The following is an 11681-nucleotide window of genomic DNA, read 5'->3' as shown; positions in this document are numbered from 1 at the left end:
TAAGTAATAAGTAATGAGTAATAAGTAATAAGTAATGAGTAATAAGTAATAAGTAATGAGTAATAAGTAATAAGTAATGAGTAATAAGTAATAAGTAATGAGTAATAAGTAATAAGTAATGAGTAATGAGTAATAAGTAATGAGTAATAAGTAATAAGTAATGAGTAATGAGTAATGAGTAAATAGCCATTAATTATCCAGGGTAAGCGCATCTGAAACCCTATTGACACGGTAGTTTTGGGGTTCACCCAAAGCACAAATAAGTTCAAAATTATTACACTGAGCCAAGGGGTGGGATTGACATTTTTGTCTTTATGATGCGCTTACCCTGATGCGCTTACCCTGATTACTTATCAAGTAAAATTGAATTACCACATTCTTTTTTATTCATGATTAATCATAATGCCAATATCAGTATTCAAGAAAGAACAGAAAATTTTGCAATCAGAGTTATCAAAGCTTATTGTGAGCTAAATAAAAGACCTTTTGACGACGCTGGTAAAATCTTGTCTAAACAATTTCTAAGAAGTGGGACATCAATAGGTGCGAACTGTTCAGAAGCTAAGTATGCACAATCAAATAAAGACTTTATCAATAAGTATTCTATAGCTTTAAAGGAAGCTAATGAAACCCTTTATTGGGTAAAAATAATGATCAAATCGGAGTTAGTGTCAAAATCAAAATTTCAAAATTTGATAGAGGAGAATGAAATAATTATTAAGATAATAACAACTTCAATCAACAAGTTGAAAGAAAAAGAAAACCCACATTCCGCACTTCAAAATGTGATCCCTTAATATTTTGACAAATCCAGGACTTACGCAACTGGCACATTAATCTCAAAACTGTCACACATAACTAATTTGGTTCTAATGGTGATAAATCAAAGCTTACAAGCATTAAGTTGTAATTGAAGTAGATGTGCCAGTTGACATTTTTTTTTGACACTTGCGTAAGTCCTAAAAATAATCCACTTATTACTTATTACTTATTACTTATTACTTATTACTTATCATGATTGACCCATCAGATAGTAAAGAAATCCAAAGAGATTACCTGGAAACTTTAGAATCTTTATTGAAAAGGATTTTTCAAAAAGCTGAGGAGAAGAAATATAACCCGAGCAAGGAAATATTTATCAAGGTCGGGAATGAAAGAATTTATAGAGGAGTTCCTGATGAAAACATGAAGGAGATTAATGCTTTTATTTCACCCGACTTAGTTGACAACTTATCAAAAGCCTTTCAGCAACCAGAACAATTGAAAAATGTTGTCGTGATTAAGATTGGTGGCGAAGATGTATTCCGTGTAGAAAAGGGTCAAACAACGATAGATAAATTAGGTTTATCACAAGTTGAAAAACAATCCCAAAAGAATGTAATCCCAGAACGAGTCTATAGTGTAGAAGAGTTACAGAAACAAGTCGATGTCTTGCAGAAAAAAATGCAATCACAACAGAAGCTTGTAGATGAGCTAAAATCTCAACCTCAATCTCAATCATCATCAGCAATTGCAGAGTTGTTTGCTCAAGTTGAAGAAATGTCCAAGTCTCTGGAGAAGCAACAAAAAGCAATTGAAAAAACCCAGCATTCTTTAGCTGCTTTTAGTCAGCATTCTTTACCCCGGATTCAAAATACCAAGTTGCAAAACTGGGTAGGTGCTATTGAAAATCAAGTCAAGCAGACATCAAAAAATTTATTCGACCGGATTAAAGATGCTGTTACGCCTGAAATAGTTAAGCTGCACAATTCTCTTGACCAACAAATGTCTGAGATGAAATCCCTGATAAATCAACAGGTTTCTGATCTCAAAGATGAAATGCAAACTCAAATAGAGGGTGTGAAATCTCAATTCCAAACCAGTGTTAATCATGTTCGTGAAAGTGTTGACAACAAGATATCGTCGGTGAAAAATAGAGCTATTGAAGATAGCGTGAAAGTGCTACTCATGACTTTAGGGGACAAACAACCCGATGGTTCAATAGTTTTCAAGAGTAAAAATTTTGATTTTCAACAACTTGGTGACAGCGTAAATGTTAAAGCTAAAGATGGGGCTAATGTGATTAAAGATGGAGTTATTACCCCGTCAGTTACACCAGAACAAATTACCCAACTTGAAAAGGTTAAACCTGTTGTTGATGAATTATTGAACGCTGAAGCTGATTTGTCATATGCTGATGCTGAGTCGGAGTATATTCAAGCTGAGTCGGAATACTTAAGCGACCCGGAAAATCTTGAGGAGATTGATGATGAAAATTTATTTAGAGGAATGGGTCGGTAATTTGTAATTCGTAATACCTCGACTTCGCTCGGCACAAGTTCGTAATTCGTAATTACGTAGCTTGCTTCTCGCTTAATCAAGGGAGTATTACTGTCTTCTCTACGAGACGCCCAAGGGACGTAGCTGGATTTCTCACCACATCTCATTAATTAAATAAGTAAAGAGTAATAAGTAATAAGTAATAAGTAAGATTATTTACTCATTACTTATTACTTATTACTTATTACTTCACCCGCGAGGGGAGCAGGGGAGCTTGTGAGAAATGCGGGACGTAGCGTAGCCCATTACGAATTATTTTAATCTGAATCCGGGATTTTGGCTCCGATATTCTGATTCGATTTCTTTTTCAAGTAACTCAATTTCTTCTAACAACGCAATTTCTGAAGATAACTCCTGAATTGATGCTGATAATTCTGATTCACTAGGACTATTTAGCTCATCTAAAATCTGTTCTGGTATCGGCTTGCGTGGTGGTGATATCGTTGTAGCACGTTGTTTTTGATTGAAGGAAAGCCAATCTCTTAAATTCATCGCTTCATAGTTCACTTTTTCATAAGCTAGTGGGCCTTGCGCCATGATGAAATCATCAACTCCTTTGTCTGGCCCTGGCAAGGTTACAACTTTTACCTTGGCTCCTGCAAGTTGTAGCAATCTCCCAGTCACAGAAATATCTCGCTCAATATTCTGCTGAGTTTCTCTTTTGCTTTCGTAGTCAAAACAGAATTTAAAAAGTCTATTTGGTGTGGCGAAAACTGCCAACTCTTCATGTAAATATGACTTGCCAATTTTGTTACCAAATTCATCTTTTGTCGTTCGATATCCTGCCGATATTCCAGGTAGCCCAATGGCAGCATAACCCTGACTCAACAGACTGGCTGCTTTTTTTGCACCCTCCGTAATCGTCGTTGGAATGTTGTATTTCCAAACACAGTACCAGAATCCTGATTGGCGATCGCTGTTGCTTGGCTCGACACCATATTTTTTGTAAATACGTTCAGCTATCTCTTCGGGGACATCTAAATTAAAAATGCTCAGGTCAACTTTTGGTGGGTGTTCATATTTGATGAATTTACCTGAAATTATTTGACCATCATCATCTTTTTTTGGTCTAGGTGCATTCGGTTTATAACATCCCCACCTTTTAATCGGAGGTTTATCTCCTGGGGTCAAGTCTTTAAACTCACGCGGGTCAACTCCAGCATCGCACCACCAGCCACCAGCATCGAGATGAGAATATGCTCTGATGAATCCATCTGTTAGTCGTCCTGTATTTGTGCGTTTTAATTTATCGCTAACCATGAGTCTTTCCCAAGCTTCATGCTCACCCCCGGTATAGTTAAATTGAAGAGAAGAAAAGTTTAGCGCTGCAATACCCGGATGAATGGCGCTCTTATATAACTCTTGCCAGTCTTTTGGTTCAAGAAAATTGGGAATTTCTTCACTTTGATTAGGTATCCAAAATGCTTCTGTTGGGACAGCAAGTTTCAGTACTGGTTTGGCTACTGGCTGGAAAATTGGCTGAATAATTGGGGTTTCAAGCAGTGTCTGTTTTGGGACAATTGTCGGAATAATTGGGGTTTCAAGTAGTGTCTGTTTTGGGACAATTGGCGGAATAATTGGGCTTTCAAGTAGTGTCTGTTTTGGGATAATTGGCTGAATAACTGGGGTTTCAAGTAGTGTCTGTTTTGGGATAATTGGCTCATATACAGAGGGACTAAATATTATAGTTATCGGCTGCTGTTGAGTTGAAGAGTGAACCTGTTTTCGTAGTAATTCTAAAGCATTTTCTTTGGCTTTCGACTGTTGCGCTAGTTCCAAAAGCCTCGTCGGGTCTGAGGTATAAATCTTTAATTCATGCCTTGCACGACTGGCTGCAACATAAAAACTTTCCTGGCCAATGGTAAAGTCTGCCGAAATTAACACCCGATCCGCAGTTTTCCCTTGGCTGCTGTAAGTTGTAGTCACAAGAGCATAGTCTAGGTTTTGTGCAAGGGATAAGTTGATTGATTCAGTGCGATCGCTGTCAATATACTGAATTTGAGCCAAATCACCCTCAATTGCCGTAACTACAAACTCCTGACCATTTCGCCTTAACAATTGCCGATCATTTTTCTTCCATTGAAGGCGATCGCCCACAGCAATTTCAATCTCAGCATGTTGATATACGGCTTTATCAAAAGCTGTATCTACTTCTAAATTAGTTCCATCAGGAGTTTTTAATGTCAATCGGTCGATGTTTTTTCCCACTATCTCATACAACTTACCTTTCTCTAAACCCCGCCGTTTGTAGTTGCGCGTCGGCATCACCACGTCACCCACCTCAAAGTTATGGGTATAACGCATCTGGACTTTGGTGAGGTTTTTAGTTTGCAATTGGGTGATACTTGCAGTTGCCCCTAAAGTTCCCTCATCTTTGAGCTTGCCTCGAATTGCTTGAGTCAGTGCCAATTTCTCGACGTTTGTGCCAGCCAATATCAGCGTTCCCACTCGTTCTTCTTTTGACATTGCCATGTAGTCACTAGCAATCATCTCTAACTTAGTATCAGGCGATACTTCTTGGATGCTGCCGATTGCTGTTAATTGCTTGAATCCGGCTTCTACTCTTCCATCAGCGATTAAATCTACTGCTATTTTTAACTCTGGGTTTCGCTGTCTGTTGGACTGTGTTAGGTGCGCCGTCTTAATCCCAGCTTGTTGTAGAGATTTGAACGGGTTCCCCGCTTCTACGGCTGATAATTGTTTGGTGTCCCCAACTAATAGTAATCTTGCTCCAGAGTGGGTCGCTCGTTGTAGGAGTGCATGGGCATCAAAGGCACTCAGTAAACCTGCTTCATCTACAATCCATAATTGATTTGCTTGTACTTCTGGTGCTGGTTCAGACACAAGTAAGCTGGCTACAGTCTCTCCTTGAATTCCCAGTTCATAACTTAGTACTTTTGCCGCCATTGATGAAGGGGCAAAAGCAATGATAGTATATCCGGACGAAAAAGCGATCGCTTTTAATTCCTTGAGAGCGAAAGTCTTCCCAGCACCAGCGACCCCCTGCCACGCAATGAATTGGTCTGTCGTTGTTGCAGCTAATTCTATCGCTTGGCGCTGTCCGGTATTGAGCAAGGTGTTCTCAAACTTCTTTTCAACTACTTCTCTATTAATTATTGGGCTGACCTTACCAATACCTTGCTGCATCAACTCAATCGTCGCTAACTCCCGCCTCACTGCTGTCATCGTCGTAAATTGGTCAGTTAATCCTGGTAAAGCGATTAACTCCTGATGTTCTCTAATCAGGGCTGCTGTTGCTGTTATATCAGTAGCTAAACGTTCTTCAAGGATGAACTTTTCTAAGTCCTCTTGTCTAAAGGCGACATTTCTTTCACTGCAATGAGCGATCGCTTCTGCTAACGCATCTGCTAAACTCAAGTGATTAACTGGTATATCCTGTCTTGGTTCTGCCGCCCTGACAAAGGTAATCCCCAACGCCGCAGCTTCTTCAAACCACAGTGATTTTAATTCATCTTCTGTCAGCTTTTGCTTACGTTGTCGAGTATTATCCCAGATTTTTTCACGTTCTGACCAACTCGAATTAGCTCCTGATGCAGCTATAATCTGCTGTCGTCGCTTAGAAAAGGTTTCTAAATCTGACTCTTTAAAGCCCTTGATATCAAATTGCCCGTGTTGACGCTGCTCGACTTCATACCCCAGCTTCTGCACTTCACGCGCCAGATAACTCTGATACGCCATTCCCAAGAATTTCTTATTGGCGAATATCTCACCATTGACCAAACTCATCCACTTACCATCGTTGGTTTGCGTCATGTTCATGACTAAGCAATGGGTGTGCAGATGTGGGTCTAAGTCCCGACTTTCGATGTGGTCAAACTGGGCGACGACCAAGTTACCAGTTTTAATCCTATGTCTGCCGTTATTATCTGTCACTCTGGTATAGGCGTAACGCTGCTCTATCAGTTGCAGCACTTCAAATAATGCTTGATGGTGAGCATCAATTAAACGAGTATCCCCACCCACCAACGCCATCAAGCTCACACTCTTGGGCGCAGAAAATGTACAGTCTAATGCGGCTCTGCGTCCATCGGGCTTCAACACCCTAGCATTTAACTGCTCACGACCATCTGGCGATCGCCCTGAGATCACATTTTTAAAGGCTTGTTCATTATCTACCGCCCCTGACAATCCCAGTTTCTGGGCACCTTCACCACTCCAGCGAGATTTTCCCTGGTGGTAGTAGTTCTTGATGAAGTAGTTCACCGCCATCTCTGATGACACATTAGCAGCTGTTAGCATCCCTCACCCTGGATTTCTCACCACATCTCATTAATTAAATAAGTAAAGAGTAATAAGTAATAAGTAATAAGTAATAAGTAAGATTCTTTACTCATTACTTATTACTTATTACTTATTACTTCACCCGCGAGGGGAGCAGGGGAGCTTGTGAGAAATGCGGGCTCACCCCCGCAAAGGGCAAAACATAACTTAATACTCCGAGCAATCCACTGACAGAAATTCGGTTTATTTTCTCTGTTCGGAAGATAATTCGCCTTCAAATAACTATTGAAGTTACTCAAATCCAAGTCAATCCACGTCATCAAACTCGCTTTGCTTTGAAGAATCAGTGAAAAATTTTGGCAAAGAGTTTGACCATGACAAATTTTTTATTCCCCAACTCTTATGTCATTAAATATAGCAAATTATCCGGGAAAACTTTCTGCCAACTTTGGCGTACTGTGCGTCAGAAAATCCCCAAATTGTATCGAACTATTTTAGAACTATTTTAGAACTATTTGCGAACTATCTTATCACCATTTGCGTAGCATCTTATCACTCTGGGAATTTCCAATTTTCTCCCAGGTTAAAACTGAGGATTTTTCAAACTATTTGGGAATCATCTGTGTACTATTTTGGGACTAAATCTGGAGTATACTAGTACTATATGCCAACCAAAAGCGAATCAACTTAGAACTTTTTGCGTCCCATCTGACCAAAAAAATGGAAGAGAATTCATCACCCCCAATGTTGACCATTGACCCTGGTGTGTCAGACACAAAATCTATTTGGAGAGTCACACCATTCAAGCCAGAGCTACTGATGATGTCACCAGAAGTTGTAGAGGTGTCACCAGAGGCGATTAACTTTTATAAGCACAGGCGAATTACTCGCCCGTCACCGGAGAATGAGTCTTGGGTTGAATACGAGGGAACTTTATATGCCGTGGGTTTCCTGGCTCACAATGTTTTTAATGCGCGTGTTTTTCCTAGAGAACCAAAATCGGAATGGGCGATCGCAAAAGTCTTAGCAGCAGTTGGAGTGATGGCAGCAAAAGAAGCACTACCGGACACCTTTGATTTAGCCTTAGCCATGCCCCTGCCATACACTGAGTGGGAGGACAGAAAAAGATTTGAGCGTGATCTGACAAAGGCGTTGTTAAATTTCTCCTTCTGTGACAAGGCGCTAATAGTTAACTTAAAAATCTTTATCTGTGTGCCGGAAGGAGGGGGTCATGTGATGATCCGAGGGGAAAAACTTGGGTCTAAGTTCAATCAATTAAAGATTGCATCTTTAATGTGGGGGTATCGAGATATATCCATTGTTCAATTTGATAATGGTGTGATGAGTGGGCATACCGAGCCATTAGGATTTTTAAATCTGATCAAAATGGTACAGAATCGGATTTCTGGCTACAATTCTAGAGAACGAGAAAGACTACTGCTGGAAACTGTTCATTCAGTTGGCAAGGATATCAAGAGTAAAAATTTTAAACATTTGGCCTTATCTCGGAATCCAACTCGCAAGTTAGAAGAGACGGAGTTGCTCGCTGAAGCTATTCGAGCTTGCCGCAGTGAATACTGGAGACAAGTTAGGACACTGTTGACCAGATATATTAGTGAACAGTGCGATGAAATCATTATCGGTGGTGGCTGTCTCGACTATTATCGTGAGGAACTTAAAACCTTTTATTCTCAAAATTTTTCTCACTCCAATATTTCTTGGGGTGCAGAGCTAGAAGAAGATGTACGGGTCAGTTTCAACTTGGGTCAAAAATCAAAATCCCTTTGTGCGCGACTAACTGATGTTTACGGACTATCAAACTTTTTACGTTTGCAAGTCTGCACTATATCTACTGTGGGGAGTCTGACCAGATGAGTGAATACAAAACTTTTGTGATTCGATTGCAGGTGAAGAGAGGAAGTCAAGAAGAACAGCTTTTAGAATTCCTCAATTCGGAGTCTGCTCGTCCCTTTAGTAAACCTCAAATGATACTGCTTGCTCTCAAAGCATTCTGGCTAACCCTTTCCTTATTTCATCACAAACAACCAGCAGAGCAAATACTTGCATCCCTGAGTCAAGGGACGTATTTATGGAAGCTACAAGAACAGTACTTACGTAAAGTGGTCGGTGTCGAAGAAAAAGTACCGACATCCAATGATTATAAGACCTGTCCGAAATATCAAGTGTCTGAGCAATCAACTTCTAAGCTAACAGAGCAATCAACTTCTAAGCCAACAGAGCAATCAACTTCTAAGCTAACAGAGCAATCAACTTCTAAGCCAACAGAGCAATCAACTTTTACTCCTTTTGGCGATGTAGTATCTATTAAGTGAGGCAATAATAATGAGTGAACGTCAAGAATTTCTGAATAATTTGTCTCAAGGAGAATTTTCAGCTTCAATAGCTGCTTGTTTTCTTGAAAACAAAGAAGAGTATTCTCCAGAAGAAGTCACGATTTTTAATGAATGCCGCTCTCTGATAGGGCAAGGTCTGACCTATGAAGAAGTCGCACAACACTTCCAGAGTCGAAATTTATCTGCCAATCTTGCAGACAATGAATCCAAGCCTACCCCCAAATCCAAAAAAACTAAAACTAAAGACAATGAATCCAAGCAACCTAATGTGTTGAATAACATTGAAGCTATTTCTACAGCAACAGAAACGGAGTTGACTGACTTACTTGACAAAGTTACAGATAAACTTGTTGAAAAAATTCCACCGGGATTTGTTAAACAGTTATATGTCCAAAAAGCTTTAGCCAAATTAGCTGAAACCCCTGAAGAGATTCACGATTTTTTCCTTCAATTAGAGGAGGGGATCATCCAAAAGCTTGAGGGAAAGTCCCCGATGATGCTCTTGTTGGAGAAACGACAGACTCATCTATTACCCCATACTTCCATCAAATCAATGGAATTGCCCAAAGAATCCGAGAACGATTCGACTACCAGCTAAAACAAGAAATTGCGGCTAGAGAGCGCACTATCGATATTCAGATAGACAAGTCATCAAGCGCTAAAGCAACTAAGCTGGCTTATGAAAAACTTGAGAAACTACAGCAGTGGATTGAAACAGAGAAAGAGCAGAGGCTGTTAAGGGGACAACGCTTTGAAAAATGCAAAGAATTTCTTTTCTGGATTGGTCAGTGGGTTGGTTCCGGTCGCTCTGGTATTGTCTTTTTCATGTCTGCTATGTTAATGGGAGCAACTTTTACAGTCGTGGCAGTCATTAATCTGCCAACAAATCTTTCTTGCCCTGATATCAAAAGTCTCTGTTATCTGGTGTACCAAATGCGATTCAACAATAAAAGTGTGATCCTTCCGCAACAGACTAAGGATATTATTGCTGAGTATGAGCGCAATAAGAGTAAACGTAAGCGAAGCAAGTAATTAATTTATTAGAGGAGAAAATACTGTTAATTCTCCTCTAAGACTCTTTAAAAAAATCAAACTTTCTTCAGCTATTCTAAATTCCACCCATCAAATAGATTCGGCTGGTCTACTCCGTAGCGTCGCTGTATCAATCGTCGTAATTCTGCAATTGTGTTTGCTGACTGCATTAAAGTTAGTACCGATGTAATGTGGGGAGATAGTCTCTGCTTAGTGGCTTCATCTAACATCTGGTGAATCTTGTGTCGCCTCCGCCCGTTCTCTTGAACGGGATTAACTCATATCTTGCTTGGCTCGTTCTTCGGAAGTCATCCAGTTGTACACGAGTTCCCAGTAATAAATCCCGTTTCTGATGTGCTTTTTGTGCAACTCGGTTATCATCTGTAAAAGCTTCTAGTGCTTGAATAAAGCGATCGCCCCACCAAGTCCGACTAAATTTAGCCATAATATCTACTCCAAAATTGCACTCTTATTCAATGAAATCAACCGCTTAAAGGCTTCATTATCTAATTCGGTGAGCCAAGATTCATCACTACCAACAACAGCATCAGAGAGTTTTTTCTTATCTTCAATCATTTCGTCAATTCTCTCTTCTAGAGTGCCAATGGCAACAAATTTATGTACAAAGACATTCTTTTTCTGACCAATACGGAAAGCCCGGTCAGTTGCTTGGTCTTCAACTGCTGGGTTCCACCAACGGTCAAAGTGAAAGACATGATTAGCTTTTCGGCACAAGGAAAGCTTTTTCGCCCATTCGCCATCGCCAAGCTATAAGAGAAGCTAAACTTCAAACTGACCGGCAATGACCTGTCAGCATTGCCCAGTGAACTGAAACGCAAGGGACGCTTGGATGAAAATTTCTTCGTTGACCGAGAAGATTGCAAATTGCTCCCTTGCAGATTGATTTTGGTACAAGCCCCGCAAGAATCTGGGCGGAATAAATCTAAAATCTTCTTTTCTCTTATACTCAAGCTACATCCACTATGAAGATGCAGTCAATCGGCAATCTCCAATCTCCAATCTCCAATTGTTTGACTTACCAACCGAACCGGAGCGTTGCTAAATATTGAAAATTCATTTGGAGCGATTCGGTCTTGCGGTGGAGTCCGAGTATTTGGAGGCGATCGCAGGGAAGCCTATAACGGCTACTTTGATTTTGGTTACAAATCGAAATCAAGGCTGAATGTTTCCCCATCAGAATCCTCTTCTTTCTCCTTTGTAATAGGAGTTGGAGTCTTTGAGGGGAGTTTGTTATCTTCAGTATTAGTCGGCATGAAAGCCACTTGTTGAGTCGGGAATGCACCCTTTCTGAAAGCGAAATAGCAATCAATTATAAAGTAAAGCGTCTCCAGGTAACTTTTACCTAGTTGCTGTGATTCGGCAAATATCCGCTGTCGGTAGCTATCTTTGATCCGAACCTTTTCCGGGGCCAAGTCTTGTTTATCTGTCATTATAGTTTCCCTGATGTAGATGGTGAATTCTTGCTGATTATGGTTTTCGCTATTTCTAAAAGCCCAAAGACATTCGCTTCCACTGGATTGTCGAGAATCTTGAAACCGTTTTTCTCCAACAGCTTTTTAAATCCTGGTAAGAGACAGCCTCCACCTATCGCCCAGATTTCATCCCCCTGGTGCTTGGCATCTAGCGTCAGATTCACCACTTTCTTCAAGTATTTTTCATACCAATCTTTTAAAGAAGCACTGTAAACATCTTTGACATCAATGTCACGGCTGT

At 40.2% G+C, this 11681-nt stretch carries 9 protein-coding genes and 2 pseudogenes; 5 read left to right on the top strand and 6 right to left on the bottom strand.

Annotated features, from left to right (window positions below):
* Window positions 1–389 precede the first annotated feature (389 nt).
* Both LC605_RS27225 and LC605_RS27220 read left to right on the top strand, forming a co-directional pair.
* Complete coding sequence (locus tag LC605_RS27225) at window positions 390–797, top strand: four helix bundle protein (RefSeq protein ID WP_229550607.1); 408 nt, start codon at window positions 390–392, stop codon at window positions 795–797.
* Window positions 798–1014: 217 nt separating this feature from the next.
* Window positions 1015–2280, top strand: coding sequence for a hypothetical protein (locus LC605_RS27220; RefSeq protein ID WP_229550606.1), 1266 nt, complete (start codon window positions 1015–1017; stop codon window positions 2278–2280).
* Window positions 2281–2571: 291 nt separating this feature from the next.
* Here the strand turns inward: LC605_RS27220 and mobF are convergent, their stop codons facing one another.
* Complete coding sequence (mobF, locus tag LC605_RS27215; RefSeq protein ID WP_229550605.1) at window positions 2572–6579, bottom strand: MobF family relaxase; 4008 nt, start codon at window positions 6577–6579, stop codon at window positions 2572–2574.
* A gap of 702 nt (window positions 6580–7281) precedes the next feature.
* Here mobF and LC605_RS27210 point away from each other — a divergent pair.
* Genes LC605_RS27210 through LC605_RS27200 form a run of 3 tightly spaced genes read left to right on the top strand, consistent with a single transcriptional unit; the run spans window position 7282 to window position 9513 of the window.
* Window positions 7282–8436 carry a ParM/StbA family protein gene (locus tag LC605_RS27210; RefSeq protein WP_229550604.1) on the top strand — a complete coding sequence of 385 codons (1155 nt, stop codon included), beginning with the start codon at window positions 7282–7284 and terminating at the stop codon, window positions 8434–8436.
* Complete coding sequence (locus LC605_RS27205; protein WP_229550603.1) at window positions 8433–8894, top strand: hypothetical protein; 462 nt, start codon at window positions 8433–8435, stop codon at window positions 8892–8894. The genes LC605_RS27210 and LC605_RS27205 overlap by 4 nt, the downstream gene beginning before the upstream one ends.
* A 10-nt stretch (window positions 8895–8904) precedes the next feature.
* Window positions 8905–9513: a hypothetical protein gene (locus LC605_RS27200; protein ID WP_229550602.1), complete on the top strand. Its 609-nt coding sequence runs from the start codon at window positions 8905–8907 to the stop codon at window positions 9511–9513.
* 505 nt (window positions 9514–10018) lie between these two features.
* On the opposite strand, the gene LC605_RS27195 is transcribed toward LC605_RS27200, so the two are convergent.
* The 5 genes and pseudogenes from LC605_RS27195 to LC605_RS27175 form a co-directional block, all read right to left on the bottom strand.
* Window positions 10019–10177 carry a hypothetical protein gene (locus tag LC605_RS27195; protein WP_229550601.1) on the bottom strand — a complete coding sequence of 53 codons (159 nt, stop codon included), beginning with the start codon at window positions 10175–10177 and terminating at the stop codon, window positions 10019–10021.
* Window positions 10171–10392, bottom strand: a complete 222-nt coding sequence (locus LC605_RS27190; RefSeq protein WP_229550608.1) for a hypothetical protein — start codon at window positions 10390–10392, stop codon at window positions 10171–10173. Before LC605_RS27190 ends, LC605_RS27195 begins: the two co-directional genes overlap by 7 nt.
* A 5-nt stretch (window positions 10393–10397) precedes the next feature.
* Window positions 10398–10673 (bottom strand): annotated as a pseudogene (locus LC605_RS27185) (hypothetical protein); the annotation flags it as partial.
* 434 nt (window positions 10674–11107) lie between these two features.
* Window positions 11108–11398, bottom strand: coding sequence for a hypothetical protein (locus LC605_RS27180; RefSeq protein ID WP_229550600.1), 291 nt, complete (start codon window positions 11396–11398; stop codon window positions 11108–11110).
* Window positions 11398–11681, bottom strand: a pseudogene (locus LC605_RS27175) (hypothetical protein); the annotation flags it as partial. The pseudogene LC605_RS27175 and the gene LC605_RS27180, both read right to left, overlap by 1 nt.

It is taken from the genome of Nostoc sp. CHAB 5836, from assembly GCF_020829445.1.
GTDB lineage: Bacteria > Cyanobacteriota > Cyanobacteriia > Cyanobacteriales > Nostocaceae > Nostoc.
Note: the sequence above shows the minus strand (reverse complement) of the source record. Positions and strands in the feature narration are given on the sequence as shown.